At 71.1% G+C, this 20,754-nt stretch carries 17 protein-coding genes and 1 pseudogene; 14 read left to right on the forward strand and 4 right to left on the reverse strand.

All coding sequences use genetic code 11. The annotated features are described in order from the left end of the window. Positions 1-92: 92 nt before the first annotated feature. Positions 93-590 carry an Lrp/AsnC family transcriptional regulator gene (locus tag AUL35_RS02905; RefSeq protein ID WP_244493652.1) on the reverse strand — a complete coding sequence of 166 codons (498 nt, stop codon included), beginning with the start codon at positions 588-590 and terminating at the stop codon, positions 93-95. 143 nt (positions 591-733) lie between these two features. On the opposite strand from AUL35_RS02905, the gene AUL35_RS02910 reads away from it, so the two are divergent. Genes AUL35_RS02910 through AUL35_RS02935 form a run of 6 tightly spaced genes read left to right on the forward strand, consistent with a single transcriptional unit; the run spans position 734 to position 10,622 of the window. Next, positions 734-4,198: an indolepyruvate ferredoxin oxidoreductase family protein gene (locus tag AUL35_RS02910; protein WP_062011824.1), complete on the forward strand. Its 3,465-nt coding sequence runs from the start codon at positions 734-736 to the stop codon at positions 4,196-4,198. 16 nt (positions 4,199-4,214) lie between these two features. Then, positions 4,215-5,378: an acyl-CoA dehydrogenase family protein gene (locus AUL35_RS02915; protein ID WP_062011826.1), complete on the forward strand. Its 1,164-nt coding sequence runs from the start codon at positions 4,215-4,217 to the stop codon at positions 5,376-5,378. Then, entirely contained in the window at positions 5,378-6,985 is a 1,608-nt protein-coding gene (locus tag AUL35_RS02920; protein ID WP_062011828.1) for a carboxyl transferase domain-containing protein, read from the forward strand. Before AUL35_RS02915 ends, AUL35_RS02920 begins: the two co-directional genes overlap by 1 nt. A gap of 7 nt (positions 6,986-6,992) precedes the next feature. Then, a complete protein-coding gene (locus tag AUL35_RS02925) occupies positions 6,993-8,984 on the forward strand; it encodes an acetyl/propionyl/methylcrotonyl-CoA carboxylase subunit alpha (RefSeq protein ID WP_062011830.1) in 1,992 nt (663 codons plus the stop codon). Beyond that, positions 8,977-9,834 (forward strand): hydroxymethylglutaryl-CoA lyase, encoded by an 858-nt coding sequence (locus tag AUL35_RS02930; RefSeq protein ID WP_062011832.1) that lies wholly within the window; start codon positions 8,977-8,979, stop codon positions 9,832-9,834. Before AUL35_RS02925 ends, AUL35_RS02930 begins: the two co-directional genes overlap by 8 nt. Continuing rightward, positions 9,831-10,622 carry a crotonase/enoyl-CoA hydratase family protein gene (locus tag AUL35_RS02935; RefSeq protein WP_062011834.1) on the forward strand — a complete coding sequence of 264 codons (792 nt, stop codon included), beginning with the start codon at positions 9,831-9,833 and terminating at the stop codon, positions 10,620-10,622. The genes AUL35_RS02930 and AUL35_RS02935 overlap by 4 nt, the downstream gene beginning before the upstream one ends. A gap of 25 nt (positions 10,623-10,647) precedes the next feature. Here AUL35_RS02935 and AUL35_RS02940 read toward each other — a convergent pair whose 3' ends face one another. Together AUL35_RS02940 and AUL35_RS21460 are read right to left on the reverse strand one after the other, a co-directional pair. Continuing rightward, positions 10,648-12,015: a chloride channel protein gene (locus tag AUL35_RS02940; protein WP_062011836.1), complete on the reverse strand. Its 1,368-nt coding sequence runs from the start codon at positions 12,013-12,015 to the stop codon at positions 10,648-10,650. 268 nt (positions 12,016-12,283) lie between these two features. After that, on the reverse strand, positions 12,284-12,538 hold the full coding sequence (locus AUL35_RS21460) for a DUF1344 domain-containing protein (protein WP_082666060.1): 255 nt from the start codon (positions 12,536-12,538) through the stop codon (positions 12,284-12,286). Between the two features lie 257 nt (positions 12,539-12,795). On the opposite strand from AUL35_RS21460, the gene AUL35_RS02945 reads away from it, so the two are divergent. Then, positions 12,796-13,164: an SPW repeat protein gene (locus AUL35_RS02945; RefSeq protein ID WP_062011838.1), complete on the forward strand. Its 369-nt coding sequence runs from the start codon at positions 12,796-12,798 to the stop codon at positions 13,162-13,164. 121 nt (positions 13,165-13,285) lie between these two features. Further along, positions 13,286-13,534 carry a hypothetical protein gene (locus AUL35_RS02950; protein WP_062011840.1) on the forward strand — a complete coding sequence of 83 codons (249 nt, stop codon included), beginning with the start codon at positions 13,286-13,288 and terminating at the stop codon, positions 13,532-13,534. A gap of 54 nt (positions 13,535-13,588) precedes the next feature. Here the strand turns inward: AUL35_RS02950 and AUL35_RS02955 are convergent, their stop codons facing one another. Then, a complete protein-coding gene (locus tag AUL35_RS02955; RefSeq protein WP_062011846.1) occupies positions 13,589-14,008 on the reverse strand; it encodes a CBS domain-containing protein in 420 nt (139 codons plus the stop codon). A gap of 246 nt (positions 14,009-14,254) precedes the next feature. On the opposite strand from AUL35_RS02955, the gene AUL35_RS02960 reads away from it, so the two are divergent. The 6 genes and pseudogenes from AUL35_RS02960 (at position 14,255) to AUL35_RS02985 (ending at position 20,739) form a co-directional block, all read left to right on the forward strand. Next, entirely contained in the window at positions 14,255-15,031 is a 777-nt protein-coding gene (locus AUL35_RS02960) for an SDR family oxidoreductase (RefSeq protein WP_062011848.1), read from the forward strand. 20 nt (positions 15,032-15,051) lie between these two features. Next, a pseudogene (locus AUL35_RS02965) lies at positions 15,052-16,911 on the forward strand (PHA/PHB synthase family protein). Positions 16,912-16,941: 30 nt separating this feature from the next. Continuing rightward, complete coding sequence (locus tag AUL35_RS02970) at positions 16,942-17,355, forward strand: phasin family protein (protein WP_192847028.1); 414 nt, start codon at positions 16,942-16,944, stop codon at positions 17,353-17,355. 40 nt (positions 17,356-17,395) lie between these two features. After that, positions 17,396-18,814, forward strand: a complete 1,419-nt coding sequence (locus AUL35_RS02975) for a bifunctional enoyl-CoA hydratase/phosphate acetyltransferase (RefSeq protein ID WP_062011853.1) — start codon at positions 17,396-17,398, stop codon at positions 18,812-18,814. After that, complete coding sequence (locus tag AUL35_RS02980; RefSeq protein ID WP_062011855.1) at positions 18,807-19,991, forward strand: acetate/propionate family kinase; 1,185 nt, start codon at positions 18,807-18,809, stop codon at positions 19,989-19,991. Before AUL35_RS02975 ends, AUL35_RS02980 begins: the two co-directional genes overlap by 8 nt. A gap of 76 nt (positions 19,992-20,067) precedes the next feature. Beyond that, positions 20,068-20,739, forward strand: coding sequence for a phosphoribosyltransferase (locus AUL35_RS02985; RefSeq protein ID WP_062011857.1), 672 nt, complete (start codon positions 20,068-20,070; stop codon positions 20,737-20,739). Positions 20,740-20,754 lie beyond the last annotated feature (15 nt).

Here is a 20,754-nt window from a genome sequence, read left to right on the forward strand (position 1 = left end):
GAGGATGCCGCCCTAACCGGGGATCATTTCACCCATATTTCCGAAACTATACGAAGTTGTAAGGTCGTCTGGCTGCGGCTGCGCTGCCCGGCTCAGACCGGAATGTAGGTCGTCGCCTTCACCCGCTTCAGGGTGAAGCTCGTGCTGATGGACCGCACGTTCGGCAGTTCCGTCAGCGCGTTCTTCACCGTCGCCTCGTAGTCGCGCACGCTGCGCGAGACGACCTGCAGAAGGTAGTCGTGATCGCCGCTGAGCGAATAGCACTGGAGGATTTCGGGCACGAAGGCCACGGCGCGCTCGAACTCCTGCAGCCGCTCGCGCCGGTGCTCCACGATCTTCACGAAGCAGAACGCGACGATCTCGAAGCCGACGGCCTCCGGGTCGACGATATACCGCTTCTCGCTGACGATCCCCGCCTCCTGCAGGCGTTGGAGGCGCCGCCAGCAGGGCGTATGGCTGAGGCCCGTCTCGTCGCCGAGTTCGCGCATCGTCAGGCCCGGCCGCTCCTGGATGACGCGCAGGATGCGCCGGTCCGCCTCGTCGATCTGCATCGCCCCGTCCTCCCAGCGCCCGACGCAAGGTATGGTCATCGCTTCCCGGGCGCACGAGGGATGCTGTCCCCGAAGCGCCGCCCTTGCAAGGATGGCGTTGCTCCAACAGGCGGGAGTACCTCGCAAATAGCGATCCTGGCCTAGCCGACCCGTGCCATCCTGCCCGGGCTGGGAGGCACATCATGGACAGGTCGCTGACGCTCGACGACAAGTACGAGGCGGAACGGGGATCCGTCTTCCTGACCGGGACGCAGGCGCTGGTACGCCTGCCCATGACGCAGATGCGGCGCGACCGGGCCGCCGGCCTCCGCACCGCCGCCTTCATCTCGGGCTACCGGGGCTCGCCGCTCGGCGCCTACGACCAGCAGCTCATGGCCGCGCGGCGCTTCCTCGACCGCTACGACGTCGTGTTCCAGCCCGGCCTCAACGAGGACCTGGCCGCGACCGCCGTCTGGGGCAGCCAGCAGCTTCATCTCTCGCCCGGCGCGCGCAAGGACGGCGTCCTCGGCCTCTGGTACGGCAAGGGGCCCGGCGTCGACCGCTCCGGCGACGTCCTGAAGCACGCCAACGCGGCCGGCTCGGCCCCGCTCGGCGGCGTGCTCGCGATCGCGGGCGACGACCATACCTGCAAGTCCTCGTCCATCCCGCACCAGTCCGACCACGCCTTCATCTCGGCTCTGATGCCGATGCTCTACCCCTCCTCGGTACACGAGTTCCTGGAACTCGGCCTGCTCGGCATCGCCATGTCGCGCTTTTCGGGCTGCTGGATCGGCTTCAAGGTGATCTCCGAGACCGTGGAGACCTCGACCGTCGTCGACCTTTCGCAGGAGGGGCGGACCTTTGTGCCGCCACCGGACTTCGAGATGCCGGCGGGCGGCCTCAATCTGCGCTGGCCCGATCCGCCGCTCGCGCAGGACGCACGGCTGCAGGAGACGAAGGCGTTTGCCGCGATCGCCTTCGCCCGCGCCAATCGCGTCGACCAGATCGTGGTCGACAGCGCTCGGGCGCGCTTCGGCATCGTCGCCTCGGGCAAGGCCTACGAGGACGTGCGCCAGGCGCTGGCCGAACTCGGGCTCGGCCCCGCCGAATGGGAAGTGATCGGCCTGCGCTTCTACAAGGTTCGCATGCCCTGGCCGCTCGAGCCGCAGGGCATCCGCCACTTCTCGGAAGGGCTGGAGGAGGTCCTGATCGTCGAGGAGCGGCGCGAGATCATCGAGAACCAGATCAAGCAGCAGCTCTTCAACTGGCGCGCCGACGTTCGCCCGCGCATCGTCGGCAAGTTCGATCACGAGGACCGCCCCGTCCTGCCGCTCTCGGCCGGTCTGACCGTCTCCACCGTCGCGCGGGCCATCGCCGCACGCGTTCTGGCGCTCGACCTGCCGGAAGGTCTCGCCGAGCGGATTCGCGAGCGCCTGCGCTTCGTCGAGGCGGCCGAGGCGCGCGGCGCGGGGCAGGTCGCGCCCGTGATCCGCCTGCCGCATTTTTGCGCCGGCTGCCCGCACAACACGTCCACCCGCGTGCCCGAGGGCTCGAGGGCCATGGCCGGGATCGGCTGCCACTTCATGGCGCAGTGGATGGACCGGCGCACCGAGACCTTCACCCACATGGGAGCGGAGGGCGTGCCCTGGACCGCGATCGGCCGCTTCACCGACGAGCGCCACCGCTTCGTGAATCTGGGCGACGGCACCTACTTCCACTCCGGTCACCTCGCGATCCGCCAGTCGGTCGCGGCCGGCGCCAACGTCACCTACAAGATCCTCTACAACGATGCGGTCGCCATGACCGGCGGCCAGGCGGTGGACGGCGTCCTCTCGCCCGAACAGATCACGCATCAGATGCACCACGAGGGCGTCGCGCGCATCGCGCTCGTGTCGGACCGGCCGGACGTCTACGAGCCGGCCGACCTCGCGCCCGGCACCGCGATCCGCCACCGCGACGAGATCGACGCGGTGATGCGCGAGCTGCGCGAGGTCGAGGGCGTCACCGTGATCGTCTACGAGCAGACTTGCGCGGCCGAGAAGCGGCGCCGCCGCAAGCGCGGCAAGGCCGCCGACCCGCCCAGGCGGCTCTGGATCAACCCGGCCGTCTGCGAGGGCTGCGGCGACTGCTCGGTGCAGTCGAACTGCATCGCCGTCGAGCCGGAGGAGACCGAGATGGGGCGCAAGCGCCGCATCAACCAGTCGGTCTGCAACAAGGACTATTCCTGCGCGAAGGGCTTCTGCCCGTCCTTCGTCACGGTTCTGGGCGCCGAGCCGAGGCGCCGCGCCGCTCTTGGGCGCCCGGACGTCTCCGCTCTTCCCGAGCCCGCGCTGCCGCCGATCGACCGGGCCTGGAACATCGCCGTCACCGGCGTCGGCGGCACGGGCGTTCTCACGGTCGGGGCGCTGCTCGGCATGGCGGCCCATATCGAGGGCAAGATCCCGATGATCCTCGACATGGCGGGTCTCGCGCAGAAGGGCGGGGCGGTGCTCAGCCACGTGCGCATCGCGCGTGCCGACCGCCCGGTCGCCGCGCCCCGCATCGCGGCAGGCGGCGCAGACCTTCTGCTCGCCGCCGATTCCGTCGTCGCCGCCTCCAAGGACAGCATCGTCCTGTGCGATCCGCGCCGCACCCACGCCGTCCTCAACACCCACACCACACCGGTCTCCGACTTCGTGCGCGAGCGCGACTTCGACTTCCGGCAGGCGGGCGTCGAGCGTTCCGTGGAGCGCGCGGTGCGCAACCGCGACGACTTCCGCGACTTCTCGCGAGCCGCAACCGCGCTGTGCGGCGACGAGATCGCGGCCAACGTCCTGATGCTGGGCTATGCCTGGCAGCGCGGGCGCATCCCGCTCGGGCGCCAGTCCATCGCGCAGGCCATCGAGCTCAACGCCGTGGCGGTGCCCTTCAATCTCGCGGCCTTCGACTGGGGCCGGATGCTCGCGCACGATCCCGCCGTGGCGGAGCGGGCGGCCGGTGCCGAGGGAGAGCGGCCGCGCGCCTTGGATGCGATGACGCTCGACGAGATCCTGGAGCACCGACGAGCGCATCTGACGGCCTATCAGGACGCAGCGCTTGCCGAACGCTACGCCCGGCGGCTCGCGCGCTTCGCGCAGGCGACGCGCCCGCTCGACGGCGACGGCACGCTCCTGCGCGGGGCGGCGATCGGCTATGCGCGCGTCCTCAGCTACAAGGACGAATACGAGGTCGCCCGGCTCTACGCCGCGCCGGCCTTTCGCGAGGGCTTGACCCGCACCTTTGGGGATGGGGGGCGGCTGCGCCTCAACCTCGCGCCGCCGTTCCTGCCGGGCCGCGACGCGCAGGGGCGGCCGAAGAAGCGCGAGTTCGGGGCATGGGTCCTGCCGGTCTTCGGCCTCCTCGCGCGCTTCAAGCGGCTGCGCGGCACGCCGTTCGACCCGTTCGGCCGCACGCACGACCGGCGGCTCGAGCGGCAGCTGATCGCGCTCTACGAGGCCGATCTCGACTTTGCGCAGGCGCATCTGCGGCCCGAGACGCGGGGGGCGGTTGCGAGCCTCCTCGAGCTCGCGAACGAGATCCGGGGCTTCGGGCCGGTCAAGGCGGCGAGCTTCGAGACGGCGATGGCGCGGCGGGAGGCCTTGCGCGCCGAGATCCGGACGGCGGCGCCCGCCGCGCTGGCGGCCGAGTAGGCGGAAGGGGAGAAGCATGTTCCGCAATTCCATGGTGTTCGACCTCGGCGAGGAGGTGAACGCGCTGCGCGATATGGTGCATGGCTGGGCGCAGGAGCGGGTGAAGCCGATCGCCGGCGAGATCGACCGCACCAACAACTTCCCGAACGCGCTCTGGCGCGAGATGGGCGAGCTCGGTCTCCACGGCATCACGGTCGAGGAAAGCCATGGCGGCGTCGCGCTCGGCTATCTCGCCCATGTCGTGGCGGTCGAGGAGGTGGCGCGCGCCAGCGCCTCGGTGGCGCTCTCCTACGGCGCCCATTCCAACCTCTGCGTCAACCAGATCCGGTTGAACGGCACCGAGGCGCAGAAGGCGAGGTATCTGCCGAGGCTCGTGTCGGGCGACGATGTCGGCGCGCTTGCCATGTCGGAGGCGGGGGCGGGCTCCGACGTCGTCTCGATGACGCTGCGGGCCGAGCGGCGGGGCGGCCGCTTCGTCCTGAACGGCACCAAGTACTGGATCACCAACGGGCCCGACGCCGCGACGCTCGTCGTCTACGCCAAGACCGACCCACAGGTCGGCTCGCGGGGCATCACCGCCTTCCTGGTCGAGCGCGACATGCCGGGCTTCTCGGCCTCTCCCCATTTCGACAAGCTCGGCATGCGCGGCTCCAACACGGCCGAGCTCGTCTTCGACGGGGTGGAGGTGCCGGAAGAGAACGTCCTGGGCGAGGAGGGGCGGGGCGTGCGGGTCCTCATGTCCGGGCTCGACTACGAGCGTGTCGTCCTGTCGGGCATCGGGCTCGGCATCATGGCGGCCTGCATGGACGAGATCATGCCCTACATGGTGGAGCGCAGGCAGTTCGGGCAGCCGATAGGATCGTTCCAGATCATGCAGGCCAAGATCGCCGACATCTACACCAAGCTGAACTCCGCGCGGGCCTATGTCTACGAGGTGGCGCGCGCCTGCGACCGGGGGCGCGTCACGCGCCAGGACGCGGCGGCCTGCGTTCTCTACGCCTCGGAGGAGGCGATGACCGTCGCGCACCAGGCCGTTCAGGCCATGGGCGGGGCGGGGTTCATGAACGAGACGCCGGTCTCGCGCCTCTTTCGCGACGCCAAGCTGATGGAGATCGGTGCCGGCACGAGCGAGATCCGCCGCATGCTGATCGGGCGCGAACTGGTCGGGGCGCAGCGCTGATGGCCGTTCTTCGCTCGAAGGCCGTTGCCAGGTCCGCCGCGTTCGCCGCCAACCGCGCGGCGCATCTGGCCGCGATCGCGGACGTGGAGCGGGCGTTCGAGGCAGCGCTCGCGGGCGGCGGCCAAGCCGCCCGTGCCCGCCACGAGGCGCGCGGCAAGCTCCTCGCCCGCGACCGGGTGGAGCGCCTCCTCGACCCCGGCTCGCCCTTTCTCGAGATCGGCGCCTTCGCCGCCCATGGCCTCTACGAGGGCGGCGTGCCGGCGGCCGGGGTCGTCGCCGGCATCGGCCGCGTCGCGGGGCGGGAGGTCATGGTGCTCGCCAACGACGCGACCGTGAAGGGCGGCACCTACTATCCGCTCACCGTCAAGAAGCACCTGCGGGCGCAGGAGATCGCGGCCGAGAACCGGCTGCCCTGCCTCTACCTCGTGGATTCGGGCGGCGCGAACCTGCCGAACCAGGACGAGGTCTTCCCCGACCGCGACCATTTCGGCCGCATCTTCTTCAACCAGGCGCGGATGTCGGCGGACGGCATCGCGCAGATCGCGGTCGTCATGGGCTCCTGCACGGCGGGCGGCGCCTATGTGCCGGCCATGTCGGACGTCACCATCATCGTGCGCGACCAGGGCACGATCTTCCTGGCCGGTCCCCCTCTCGTGAAGGCGGCGACGGGCGAGGTGGTCTCGGCTGAGGATCTCGGGGGCGGCGACGTCCACACCCGCCTGTCGGGCGTCGCCGATTATCTCGCCGAGGACGACGCCCACGCGCTCGCGCTGGCGCGCCGGGCGGTGGCCGGTCTCAACCGCGTGAAACATCCGTCGGTCGCCCTCGCGCCGCCGGAAGATCCGCTTCACGACCCCGAGGAGATCCTCGGCGTCGTGCCCGCCGACCTGCGCACCCCTTACGACATCCGCGAGGTGATCGCGCGTCTCGCCGACGGCTCGCGCTTCGACGAGTTCAAGGCGCGCTACGGCGAGACGCTGGTCTGCGGCTTCGCCCACGTCATGGGCATCCCGGTCGGCATCCTCGCCAACAACGGCGTTCTCTTCTCCGAGAGCGCGCTGAAGGGTGCCCATTTCGTCGAGCTCTGCTCCCAGCGCGGCATTCCGCTTGTCTTCCTCCAGAACATCACCGGCTTCATGGTGGGACGCCGCTACGAGGCCGGCGGCATTGCCAAGGACGGCGCCAAGCTTGTCACGGCGGTCGCGACGAGCGCGGTCCCGAAGGTGACGATGATCGTCGGCGGCTCGTTCGGGGCGGGCAACTACGGCATGTGCGGCCGGGCCTACGGGCCGCGCTTCCTGTGGACCTGGCCCGGCAGCCGCATCTCGGTCATGGGCGGCGAGCAGGCCGCCGGCGTTCTCGCCAGCGTGCGCCGCGCGGCGCTGGAAAAGGCGGGACGGATCTGGTCCGACGAGGAGGAGGCGGCGTTCCGGCGGCCGACGGTCGAGATGTTCGAGGCGCAGTCGCACCCGCTCTACGCCTCCGCCCGCCTTTGGGACGACGGCATCATCGACCCGCGCCGCAGCCGGGAGGTGCTCGCCCTCTCGCTCTCGGCCGCGCTCAACGCCCCGATCGAGCCGACTCGCTTCGGCCTCTTCCGCATGTGAGGCCAGAGTGTTCCAGAAGCTTCTGATCGCCAATCGCGGCGAGATCGCCGTCCGCGTCATGACCACCGCCCGACGCCTCGGCATCCCGACGGTCGCGGTTCATTCCGAGGCCGACAAGGCCGCGTTGCACGTGCGACGCGCCGACGAGGCCGTCCTGGTCGGCCCGGCCCCGGTTTCCGAAAGCTACCTGAACATCGACGCCATCCTGGAGGCCGCCCGCCGCACCGGAGCCGACGCGGTGCATCCGGGCTACGGCTTCCTGTCGGAGAACCCGGTGTTCGTGGAGGCCGTCGAGGCCGCCGGTCTCGTCTTCGTCGGCCCGCCCGCCTCGGCGATCCGCGCCATGGGTCTGAAGGATGCTGCCAAGCGCCTGATGGAGGCGGCCGGCGTTCCGGTGGTTCCGGGGTACCACGGCACGGACCAGGACCCCGAGCGGTTGGCCCTGGAAGCCGAGCGCATCGGCTTTCCCGTCCTGATCAAGGCGCGGGCCGGGGGCGGAGGCAAGGGCATGCGTCTCGTGGAACGGCCGGAGGACTTTCGCGCCGCGCTGGAGGGTGCCCGCCGCGAGGCGCAGGCGAGCTTCGGCGACCCGGCCGTGCTCGTCGAGCGCTTCGTCACCGCGCCGCGGCATGTCGAGATGCAGGTGTTCGCCGACGCGCACGGCAACGTGTTGCATTTCTTCGAGCGCGACTGCTCGCTCCAGCGCCGCCACCAAAAGGTGATCGAGGAGGCGCCCGCGCCCGGCATGGGCGAGGCGGTGCGCGAGGCCATGGGCCGGGCCGCCGTCGAGGCGGCGCGCGCGGTCGGGTATCGCGGCGCCGGCACGGTGGAATTCATCGCCGACGGCGCGAGGGGCCTGCGGCCGGACGGCTTCTGGTTCATGGAGATGAACACGCGCCTGCAGGTCGAGCATCCCGTGACCGAGGCGATCACCGGGCTCGACCTCGTGGAATGGCAGCTGCGGGTCGCGCGCGGCGAGCCGCTGCCGATGCGCCAGGAGGATCTGCGCATCCAAGGTCATGCAGTGGAGGCGCGGCTCTATGCCGAGGACGCGGCGCGCGGCTTCCTGCCCGCGATCGGGCGTCTCGAGCGCCTACGCTTTCCCGAGGCGACGTCGTTTTCGCCTGGTCCCCTGCGCATCGACAGCGGGGTGGAGGAGGGCGACGAGATCACGCCCTGGTACGACCCGATGATCGCGAAGGTCATCGCCCACGGACCGGACCGCGCGAGCGCGCTGGCGCGGCTGGCCGACGCGCTGGATGCGGTGCGGGTCGTCGGGGCGACCACCAACGCCGCCTTTCTCGCGCGGCTCGCGCGCCAGCCGGACTTCGCCGCCGGCCGCCTCGACACGGGCCTGATCGCCCGCCACCTCGACGCGCTGAACCAGTCCCCCGCGCCCTCGACGGAGGCGCCGGTCGTTGCCGCGCTGGCGCTGGCCGGTCTCCTCGACGCCCCCGCGGGTGACGACCCCTGGACACGGCTGCGGGCCTTCCGAAGCTGGGGCCGGGCGCGCCTCGCCATGCCGCTTGCGTTTGGCGAGGAGGCGATCGACCTGCGCCTCGAATTCGACGGGCAGGGCGTCCGGCTCGCGGACGGAACCCTTCTTGCGGTCCGCCGCGAGGGCGAAAGCGTCGTCGTGGAGCGCGAGGGGCATCGTCGCCGGTTCGAGGTGGTGCTGGGGAACGGCGCGGTCACGGTGTTCGAGGCCGGCCGCACCGACACCTTCCGCCGCGTCGATCCGCTGGACCGCGACGGCGGCGCGGACGCGGGCGGCGATGCGATCCACTCGCCCATGCCGGGCCTCGTCACGCGGCTTCTGGCCTCGGCCGGCGACACGGTCGCGGCCGGCGACCCGGTGCTGGTGGTCGAGGCGATGAAGATGGAGCACACGCTGCGGGCCCCGCGCGACGGGCGGATCGCAGAGGTCCGCGTAGGCGAGGGTGCGCGGGTCGACGACGGCGACGTCCTGGTTCTTCTGGAGCCCGCCCCCGATGCCTGAGCGCGTCACGCTCTTCGAGGTCGGCCCGCGCGACGGGCTGCAGAACGAGGCGCGCGCCATCGCGACGCGCGACAAGATCCGCTTCGTCGACCTTCTTTCCGCGACGGGCCTTCGCAAGATCGAGGCGGCGAGCTTCGTCAGCCCCCGCTGGGTACCGCAGATGGCGGACGGCGCGCAGGTTCTGGCCGGCATCCGGCGCGCGCCGTCCGTTAGCTACGCCGCGCTGACGCCCAACCTGCGCGGCCTCGAGGGCGCGGTCGCGGCCGGGGCGGACGAGGTCGCCGTCTTCGCCTCGGCCTCGGAGGGCTTCAGCCGGGCCAACATCAACTGCACGATCGACGAGAGCCTCGCGCGCTACCGCGAGGTCGCCGAGGCCGCCAGCGCCGCCGGCCTGCCGGTGCGCGGCTACGTCTCGTGCATCACGCAATGCCCCTATGACGGGACGGTGGAGCCGCAAGCGGTGCGCCGCGTGGCCGCCGAGCTGCTGCGGCTCGGCTGCTACGAGGTCAGCCTCGGCGACACGCTGGGGCGCGCGGCGCCCGGCGAGATCGACCGTCTCCTGCGCTGCCTTCTCGCCGAACTGCCTGCCGCGCGGCTGGCGGGGCATTTCCACGATACGTCCGGTCAGGCGCTGCGCAATGTCGAGGTCGCGCTGGAGGCCGGGTTGCGGACGTTCGACGCATCGGTCGGCGGCCTCGGCGGCTGTCCCTACGCGCCCGGCGCGAGCGGCAACGTCGCGAGCGAGAGCTTGGCGGCGCGCCTTGCCGAACTTGGGCTCGAGACCGGCATCGACCCCGCGCGTCTTGCCGAGGCCGGCGCCTTCGCCCGAACCCTGAGGAGCGGCGCATGAGCTACGAGACCTTGCGCACCGCGCGCGATGAGCGCGGCGTCGTCACCCTGACGCTGAACCGGCCGGACAAGCGCAACGCGCTCTCGGCCACCATGATCGCCGAGCTCACGGCCTTCGCGGCGCAGGCGAACCGCGACGCCTCGCTGCGCGCCGTGGTCCTGCGGGGCGGAGGCGAGGTCTTCTGCGCGGGCGGGGATCTTGCGTGGATGAGGGCGCAGGTCGAGGCCGACCGACAAACGCGCATGGGGGAGGCACGAAAGCTCGCCGCCATGCTGCGGGCGCTGAACGAACTGCGGGCGCCGCTGATCGGAGCGATCCACGGCGCGGCGCTGGGGGGCGGGGCGGGGCTCGCCGCCGTCTGCGACGTCGCGGTCGCCGTGGCCGGCACGCGATTCGGCTTCACCGAGACGCGGCTCGGGCTGATCCCGGCGACGATCGGCCCCTATGTGCTGGCCCGGCTCGGCGAGGGGCGGGCGCGGCAGGTCTTCATGTCGTCCCGCCTCTTCGATGCCGACGAGGCGGTGCGGCTCGGGCTCGTCGCGCGCTGCGTCGACGAGGCGGCCCTGCCGGAGGCGGTGGAGCGCGAGGTCGCACCCTATCTCAAGGCCGCCTCCGGCGCGGTGGCCCGCGCCAAGGCTCTCGCGCTCCGGCTCGGCGCGTGCATCGACGATGCGGCGATCGAGCTTTCGATCGAGGCGCTGGCCGATGCCTGGGAAAGCGAGGAGGCCCGCGCCGGCATCGCCGCCTTTCTGGACAAGCGGGCGCCGCCCTGGGCGGCGACGGGCTGACGGCCGCCCAAGCGCTTCGGTTAGGTCAATCGCTGCGCGCGGCTTCCGTCGCGCGCCGATGGCGCAGGACGTCCGCCACGTAGTTGCGCGACAGGTTGTGGTAGAGCGGGGCGCCCGAGACCAGACGGGCGGTGCCGAAGCCGATCAGCGACGCCAGCATGACCGGCACGACGTTGGCCGGATTTCCGGTCATCTCCAGGATGATCACGAAGGCCGTCATGGGCGCCTGGACGACGCCTGCGAAATAGCCCGCCATGCCAAGCGTGGCCGCCAGCGCCGGCGCGGTGCCGAGAACGAGCCCGAGCGTCGAGCCGAGACCTGCGCCCACCGCCAGCGAGGGCGCGAAGATGCCGCCGGGAATGCCCGACACCATGGAGGCGAGGCCGGCGACGAACTTCTCCACAAAGAACAGCGGCGGCAGCGTGCCGCCCTCGATCGCCCCACGCGCGGCCTCGTAGCCCGTGCCGTAGGTGGTGCCGCCCGACAGGATGCCGACGAGCGCCACCACGAGGCCGCACGCGGCGGCGGCCGCGACGATCCGGTGTGCGCTTCCCCTGGTCCAGCGCCGCAGTCGCCGCATGAGCGACATCGCCCCAGCGCTGAACAGGGCGCCGAACGCTCCGCCGACAGCACCGCAGAGGATCACCAGAGCCCAGCCGCCGATCGAGGTGACGCTCGCCTCGCTTTCACCGAAGTAGGTGTAGTTGCCGGTGAGGGCGAGCGACGCGAGGCCCGCAAGCACCACGGCCGACAGCACAAGGCCGTTGGTGCGCGCTTCGTAGGCCCGGCCCATCTCCTCGATCGCGAAGACGATGCCCGCGAGCGGTGTGTTGAAGGCCGCCGCGATGCCGGCTGCCGAGCCGGCCAGGATCAGACCGCGCGCCCGCTCCATTCCCCCGATGCGTCCGGCCGCCAGCATGATCGCGGCGCCGACCTGGACGGTCGGTCCCTCGCGTCCGATCGAGGCACCCGACAGGAGGCCGAGAAGGGTGAGCAGGATCTTGCCGGCCGCGATGCGCAGGGACAGGAGGACGCCCCGGTCCTCGTCGCTCTCGAAATGGCGTGCCGCGATGGCCTGCGGTATGCCGCTGCCGCCCGAGTTCGGGAAATAGCGCAGCGCAAGGTAACTCGAGAGCGCGAAGCCGAGAGGCGGCACGAGAAGAGCCGCCGCGGGTCCCGCCGTCGACATGGCGTGGAGCGCCGTGAAGCCGGCCTGGGCCGCGTCCGCGAGCTTGGCGAAGGCGACGCTGACGAGCCCGACCGCCAGGGCGCCCGACCAGAAGACGAGGCGCGGGCGCCAGAGGCGCTTCGACATCCACACCGCGCGCGAGCGCCGCAGCATCGGCGTGCGTCCGAGGCGCCGGCGCGGGGCGCGCGAGGTGGTCTTCTGCATCGTCGGGGACCGTCACTTCTGATGAGGGTCCGTGATGCGGGAGCCGCTTCACGATGTCGAGCGATAACGTGCGGCGGCGAGAAGGACGGTCGGCCTGCGAAGAGGACGCCGTTCGTGATCGCGCTGATGGAAATCACCGCGTGGGTGGGAGCGAAGGAGGAGAAACCGTTCGAACCCGGACCGGGAAGCCGGCAGCCGCGCGGAAGGCGGTGTCGATCCTCTGTGCCGGCCCAAGGAGCGGAGCCGGTCCGGGTTCGCGAGGCTGCCGCTACTTGGCGGCTTCCAGCCGCGAGGCGTGATGGACGCCGTTCTTGGTTTCGTAGGTGACCTTCACCTTTTCGCCCGGCTTGACCATCGAGAGGTCCATGCCGGCCGGGACCTGATAGGTCTGCCCGTTGTCCATGGTGACGGTGCGCTTGGACGCATCCATCGATTTTATGGTGCTCGTGGCGGTCGCAGCGAGGGCGGACCCTGCCACAAGGGCGGCCAGAAGGGCGGCCGAGAGCAAAGTGAGTCGATTCATGGTCGTCTCCTCAGGTTCTGTCGGACCGGTCGCGATCTCGCGCGATGCGATCCGCGCCGACCATGGACCGGTGGCCCGCAGCTGCCTTGACGCGCGTCAACCCGGCAGGGGCGATTTCCTTTCGTCAAGTCGTCCCAGCCCCTTCCTTGCGACGCTGTGCCAAAGGGTTGATTCCGGTCAAAGGCCTGCGTCGTGGCGCGTTTTAGGGGTCTTCATCCGGCGTGATGACGGTCACGTCCGCACGATGGAGAACAAAGATGAACGACCAGCATTGGCAGGATTGGCTCGTCGCGGTCATCGGGGCGTGGCTCATCCTTTCGAACTGGGTCTTCGGGTTTACCGCTCCCGCGACGGCGGTCGCGGGCGGCAGCTCGTTGATCTTCTGGAATGCCCTTCTGGTGGGCGCGATCGCGGTCGTGCTCAGCGTGGCGGCCCTCGCCTCGTTCCGCATCTGGGAGGAGTGGGCCGATATCGCGCTCGGCGTCTGGCTTGTGGTCTCGCCCTGGGTCCTGGGCTTCACGACGGTTCGCTGGGCCCTCCTGAACGTCGTGATCTGCGGTCTCGCGATCATCCTCTCGGCCGCCTGGGTCATCTGGGAGGTGCGGGAAACGGGGCACCCGGCATGACCGCATCCCGCCTTCGCCCATCGGGCGCGGGGTCCGTGGCGGCCGGCTTCACGCGACCGCCACGGCCACCCCCTCGGGGCGCGGTCCGCCGTTCCATCCCAGAGCTCTTCCAGGATTTCCCATGCATAACTTCGAGACCGGCACGCTGCCCGATCTTCGGGTGGCCTTCTTGAACAGGAGCAAGTGGCAGGTCGCGCTTGTCTCGCAACGGGCGCGCGGCTGGTTCGCGGCCCATGACCGCGACACGAACGAGCGCGACCGGGCGACGATCGAGACGGACGTGGCGCAGGTCAACCGCCTGGCGGCCTCCGCGCGCCAGAGCGGCCTGCGGATCGAATTCAAAGGCCCGCTGTCGGTGATGCGGCTCTGAGCATCCGTGAAGGGGCGGGCCGGATCGTCGCGGCCCGCCCGCTTTCCTCAACCATTACCCATGGGGCGCGGCCACGGCGTGGACGAGCTGGCCCGACATCTCGCGGCTCGCATGGTGGGAGATGTCGCCCATGCTCAGCATGCCGACCAGGCGCTTGTCCTTGTCGATCACCGGCAGGCGGCGGATCTTCTTGTCCTCCATCAGGTGGATCGCGTCCTCGATCGACTGGTCCGTGCGGCAGTAGACGATGCCCTTCGTCATCACGTCGCGGACCTTGAGCTTCCGGGCGTCGGCGCCGTCGGTCATCCCGCGCGTGACGAGGTCCCGGTCGGTGATCATGCCGACGAGCCGGTCGTTCTCGCCGATCGGCACCGCCCCGATGTCCTCCTTCTTCATCAGCGCCGCGACGTCGGCGACCAGCGTATCGGGCGAAACCCATTTCACGCCCTCGTGCATGACGTTCTCGATCCTCATCGCGGGCTTCCTTTTCGGTTGTTGGAGAAGAGGGGAAGCTTACGACGGCGGATGCCGGCGCCGTTGACGGCGATCAAGCGGCGCGCGAGCCGCCTGATCGCCCGGTCGCGATCCTTGATCGCCGTCAATGGCTCGGACCCCCGGCGCTGGTAGCTGCCAAGGCTCGGATACGGTTCGCCCTCCCCAAGGGGGCGCTCGGGCATCCTCGCAGGGATGCGGGCGGCGCGAAGGCTCGAAGGGCCGGACATGCAGCTTCAGGGCAAGTCGATCATCGTCACGGGAGCGGCGCAGGGGCTCGGCCGGAAGATGGCGGAGATGCTGGTGGAAAGGGGCGCGCGGGTCGCGCTCGCCGATAGCGACGAGCGCCCGCTCCGCGAGGCGGAACGCGGTTGCCGGGACGCCCTGTCCATCCCGGCCGGCGGCGCCTGCAGGGGCTATGTGGCCGACATGCGCGAGGAAGCCGAGGTGACGGAGCTGTTTCAGCGCGTGCGCGAGGACTTCGGTCCGCTGGACGCGCTCGTCAACAATGCCGGGATCACTCGCGACGCGCTTCTGGTGGAGGGCGGCGAGGGGCTGGTCGCGGCCCGGATGTCGCTGGACGATTTCCGGCAGGTCGTCGCCGTGGATCTCGAGGGCGTCTTCCTGTGCGGGCGCGAGGCGGCGACGCACATGGTCCGGGACCGCCGGGGCGGCGTCATCCTCAACGTCTCCAGCATCTCGCGCTGCGGCAATGTCGGCCAGACCGCCTACTCGGCCGCCAAGGCGGGCGTCGCCGCGATGACCGTGGTCTGGGCAAAGGAACTCGCGCGCCACGGCATCCGGGTCGCCGCGATCGCGCCGGGCTTCAGCGACACGCGCATGGTCGCCGCCATTCCCGAGACGATCCGCGCGCGCCTCGTCGCCGCGATCCCCGCCGGGCGGCTGGCGCGCCCGGACGAGATCGCCGAGGCGGCGGTCTTCGTGCTCGGCAACGACTATTTCAACGGCCGCGTCCTCGAGATCGACGGGGGGATGCGGCTATGAACGACATGACGCTCCGGGAGATGGACTGGACGCCGCCCTGGCTGGACGCCGCGTCCCGCAACTGGCGCGCCTGGTCCGCCACGTGGCAGGCCCTCGGGCGACCCTCCTTTCCGCTGCAAGGGGGACCCGGCTCGCCCGAGGCGGCCGGTGACGCCGAGGCGGAGGACGGGCCGACCAGCATCGACCGCCTGTTCCACGCGGGCCTGGCGCGCCTCACCGCCGGCCTGTCTCCGGCAGCCCTGTGGCTGGCCTATGCCGACTGGGCCCTTCACCTAGGCTCCTCGCCGGGCAAGTGCGCGCAGCTCGGCGAGAAGGCCGCGCGCAAGGCGGTTCGCCTCGCGACCTACGCCGCGCGCCTTGCCGCCGATCCGGCCTGCCCGTCCTGCATCGAGCCCCTGCGCCAGGACGACCGGTTCCGGGACGAGGCGTGGCTGGAGCCGCCGTTCAATCTGATCCACCAGGCCTTTCTCCTGAACCAGCAGTGGTGGCACGGGGCGACCACGGGCATCGGCGGCGTGTCGCGCCACCACGAGCAGCTCGTCGCCTTCATGGCACGCCAGCTTCTCGACACGGTCTCGCCGGTCAACTTCGTGGCGACCAACCCCGAGGTCCTGGCGGCGACGCTGCGCGAGGGCGGGCAGAACCTCCTGCGCGGCGCCGCGAACTTCTGGATGGACTGAGAGCGGGCGGCGGGCGGCAAGCCGCCGGTCGGCACGGAAGCCTTCCGGCCGGGCCAGCACGTCGCGACGACGAAGGGAGAGGTGGTCTTCCGCAACCGGCTGATCGAGCTGATCCAGTACGCCCCGGCGACGCCGGACGTTTATGCCGAGCCGGTCCTGATCGTGCCGGCCTGGATCATGAAATACTACATCCTCGACCTGTCGCCCGGGAACTCGCTCGTCCGCCACCTCGTCGCGGCGGGCTACACCGTCTTCATGATCTCCTGGCACAACCCGACCGCGGCGGACCGCGATCTCGGGCTGGACGACTACCTGAGGCTCGGCGTCCTCGATGCCCTGAAGGCCGTGGAGGCGATCGTGCCGGTCGCGCCGGTTCACGCGGTCGGCTACTGCCTCGGCGGCACGCTCCTCACTATCGCGGCGGCCTATCTGGCGCGCGAGGGGCGCGGGGCGCTCCACTCGATCACGCTTCTGGCGGTGCAGACCGACTTCAGCGAGGCGGGCGAACTGATGCTGTTCATCGACGACAGCCAGCTCGACTATCTCGAGGACGTCATGTGGGACCAGGGCTATCTCGACACGCGCCAGATGTCCGGCGCGTTCCAGCTCCTGCGCTCCAACGACCTCGTCTGGTCGCGCGTGGTGCGCGAGTACCTGTTGGGCCGGCGCCGGCCGATGACCGACCTCATGAACTGGAACGCGGACACGACGCGCATGCCCTACCGCATGCACAGCGAATACCTGCGCGGGCTGTTTCTGTCCAACGACCTGTTCGAGGGGCGCTACGAGGTCGACGGCCACCCGGTGGCGCTCGGCGACATCCGCGCGCCGCTCTTCGTGGTCTCGACCGAGTGGGACCACGTCGCGCCGTGGCGCTCGGTCTACAAGATCAACCTCCTGAACGATGCCGACGTGACGTTCGTGCTGACGAACGGCGGACACAATGCCGGCATCGTCAGCGAGCCGGGCCACGCGGGGCGGCACTACCGCATGGCGCGCCGCGCCCCGGGCGCCCGGTATCTCGACCCCGACAGCTGGTACGCGCTCGCCGAGGTGAGCGAGGGGTCCTGGTGGAACGGCTGGCTGGCCTGGCTCGGCGAGCGGTCCGGGGCGAGGCAACCGCCGCCGCCGCCCGGTGCGCCCGGCCGCGGCTATCCGGTGCTGGCCCACGCGCCGGGGCGGTACGTCCTGGAGCGATAGGGCGCGATGCATCCGAAGGGAGACGATGACATGAGCGAACAACCCAATTCCCACAACGGCGCCCAGCCGCAATCGCCGTTCGGCATGCCGAACTTCGGCGCGGCCTGGCAGACGCCGCTGAAGACCTTCGTGCCCGAACAGGCCGAATGGTTCGAGGAAAGCCGAAAGATGATGGGGGCCTGGATGAAGCGTCGCCAGGACGCGATGGAAAGCGGCCTGAAGACGCTCGGGGCGATCGCGGAGTGCCGCGATCCCGGCCAGGTCGCGGCCCTCTACAACGACTGGTACAAGGGCAGCCTCGAACGCCTGATGGCCGACATGAACGACGCGCGCGACGAGGGCGCCAAGCTCGCCGAGATTGGCCAGCGTTCGATGATGGCCCTGTTTCGTCGCGGACTGGATGGTGCCGCCGAGGTCCGGCCCGGCAACGGTCCGCAGACCTGACGCCCCCCCCGCCCGCGCCGGGCCCAAGGGAGACCATCTCGTGGACCGGATCGAGAACCGGACCTTCGACGAGGTGCGGATCGGCGACGCGGCGAGCCTCACGCGCACGCTGACCGGCCGGGACGTGGCGCTCTTCGCGCTGGCCTCGGGTGACATCGAGCCGGCGCCGCTGCGCGAAGGCGGCGCCGGAGCCTGCCAGCCCTTGCAGGGCGTCGGCCAGAACCTCTGGAGCGGCGCGCTCGTGGCCGCCGTGCTGGAAACCGAGCTGCCGGGGCCTGGCACGCTCTATCTCGGCCAGACACTGCGCTTCGGGCGGCCTGTCGAGGTCGGCGACAGCGTGACGGCCACGGTCCGGGTCGTCGAGAAGCACGCCGACCGCCGCCGCGTCGTTCGCGCCTGCACCGCCCTCAACCAGCGGGGCGAGACGGTGGTGGAGGGCGAAGCCGAGGTGATCGCGCCGCTCGAGCGGATATCCTGCGAGCGCGCCATGCCGCCGGAGATCGAGTTCCGCCGTCCCGGCCGTCAGTACGAGCGGCTGATCGATCTGGCGAAGGGCCTGTCGGCGATCCGGACCGCAGTGGTCCATCCCGTCGACGCGACCGTGCTCGCGGGCGCCGCGGCGGCGGCCGCGGCGGGCATCGTCGTGCCGGTTTTCGTCGGGCCGGAGAAGAGGATCCGTGCCGCGGCCAAGACCGCCGGGATCGACGTCTCGCGCTTCGAGCTCGTCGCCACCGAACACAGCCATGCCGCCGCCGCGGCGGCGGCCTCGCTCGCGCGGGACCGCAAGGTCGAGGCGCTGATGAAGGGCAGCCTCCACACCGACGAGTTCATGGCCGCCATTCTCGACGAGCCGCTTCTGCGCACCGGCCGGCGCATGAGCCATGTCTTCGTGGTGGATGCGCCCCGCTATCCCCGCCCGCTGCTTCTCACCGACGCCGCCGTCAACATCGCGCCGACGCTCGGCGAGAAGCGCGACATCGTCCTCAACGCGATCGATCTCGCCCATGTCCTGGCCGTGCCCGAGCCGCGCGTCGCGATCCTTTCGGCGGTGGAGACGGTGAACGAGAAGCTGCGCTCGACGCTGGATGCCGCCGCGCTCTGCAAGATGGCCGATCGCGGCCAGATCTGCGGTGCGATCCTCGACGGGCCGCTCGCCTTCGACAACGCCGTCTCGGCGGAGGCGGCCAGCGCCAAGGGCATCGTGTCGCCGGTCGCGGGCCGGGCCGACATCCTCGTCGTGCCCGACATCGAGGCGGGAAACATGCTCGCCAAGCAGCTGGAATATCTGGCCGAAGCGCAGGTCGCGGGCGTCGTCCTGGGCGCGCGCGTGCCGGTGATCCTGACGAGCCGCGCCGACAAGACGCTCGCGCGCCTCGCCTCCTGCGCGGTGGCGCGGCTGCTCGCCCACGCCCGCCGCACACCAGCACCCGCCGATGCGATGGTCGCGAGCCATGGCTGAGACGCCCGCGATCCTCGCCCTCAACGCGGGCTCCTCCAGCGTCAAGTTCGCCCTGTTCGAGGCAGGGGCGAAGCGCACCGTCTCGGGCGCCCTTGCGGATACGGGCTCCGGCCTGCGGCTCGAGGCCACCGCGGGCGGGACGCGGACCTGCGAGGACTGGACCGCGCCCGGCGGGGAGGAGGGCGAGGCGCCGGTCCGCCGCCTCGTCGCCTGGCTGGAGGCGCACCTTCCCGCCGGGCGCCTCGACGCCGTCGGGCACCGGGTCGCGATCGGGGGGCTTGCCCATTCCGCGCCGGTGCGCGTCACGCCGGATGTGCTGGCGGCCTTGCGCGCGCTCACCCCGCTCGCCCCGTTGCACCAGCCCCGCAGCCTCGCACCGATCGAGGCGCTCGCCGCCTCCCATCCCGCGCTCCCGCAGGTCGCCTGCTTCGACACGAGCTTCCACCGCACCATGCCGCGCGAGGCCGAGACCTACGCGCTGCCGCGCGCGCTGACGCAGGCCGGGGCGCGCCGCTACGGCTTCCATGGCCTCAGCTACGAATACATCGCCGGCCAGCTTACCGCGATCGACGCGCGCGCGGCGGGCGGGCGCACGATCATCTGTCACCTCGGCAGCGGCGCCAGCCTGTGCGCGATGCGGGCCGGCCGAAGCATAGCCACGACCATGGGCTTCAGCCCGCTGTCGGGGCTCGTCATGGCGACGCGGCCCGGCGACCTCGACCCCGGGCTCGTGATCTGGCTCCTGCGCGAGCGGGGCCTGAGCCTCGCCGAGGTCGAGCATCTTCTCTACCACGACTGCGGCCTCAAGGGCGTCTCGGGCTCGAGCGGCGACATGCGGGTGCTTCTCGCCAGCGACGACGCGCGAGCGCGCGAGGCGGTCGCGCTCTTCGTCCAGACGGTCGCGGGGGAGATCGGGCGGCTTGGCGCCGCGCTCGGCGGCCTCGACGCCCTGGTCTTCACCGCCGGCATCGGCGAGCACGCGCCCGCGATCCGCGAGGCGGTCTGCCGACGGTCCGAGTGGCTTGGCGTCCGGCTGGACGAGGAGCGCAACCGCGCGGGACAGGGGCGGATCAGCCGATCCGCGAGTCCGGTCTCGGTCTTCGTCGTGCCGACCGACGAGGAGCGCGTCGTCGCCCACCACACGGCGCGACTGCTCATGGCGGATGCAGCCGCTTGAGGAGCGTCAAGCCGTGCGTGGGCGGGGCGCGCTAGCGATCGTCGCGTCACTCGTCCGAACGAGAGGGTCCGCGATCATGAAGGCCGCCACGACACGCTTCGCCGATCGCGCCGATGCCGGGCGCCGGCTCGCCCAGCGGCTGGCCGGAATGGGACTGGAAAGCCCCGCCGTCTACGACCTGCCGCGCGGCGGCGTTCCGGTCGCCGCCGAGATCGCCCGCGCGCTGCGCGCGCCGCTCGACCTCGTCCTCGTGCGCAAGATCGGGGCGCCGGATGCGCCCGAGGTGGCGCTCGGCGCGATCGTCGACGGCGACGATCCGCAGCGGACGATCAACGAGGACGTACGCGACCTTTCGGGCGCGGACGAGGGCTTCGTGGAACGCGCCGCGCAGATCGCGCTTCGCGAACTCGAGCGGCGCCGCGCGCTCTATCTACGGGGCGGCCGCCCTGTCGACCCGGCCGGGCACACCGCGATCGTCGTGGACGACGGCATCGCCACGGGCGCGACCGCAACGGCTGCGATCGGCGCGCTCCGGCGCAAGGGCGCGGCCCGGATCTGCGTCGCGGTCCCCGTCGCGCCGGCCGAGGTCGTCCGGACGCTCGAACGAACGGCAGACGACGTCGTCTGCCTGCGGATCGTCGAGGATTTCCGCGGCGTCGGCTCCTACTACGACGATTTCCACCAGCTGACGGACCGGGAAGTCCTGGAGCGGCTCCGCGAGGCACGCGCGCCGCTGCGCGAGGCGTAGAAGCGCCGCTTCACG

The sequence above is a fragment of the Aureimonas sp. AU4 genome, from assembly GCF_001463765.1.
Taxonomy (GTDB): Bacteria; Pseudomonadota; Alphaproteobacteria; order Rhizobiales; family Rhizobiaceae; genus Aureimonas.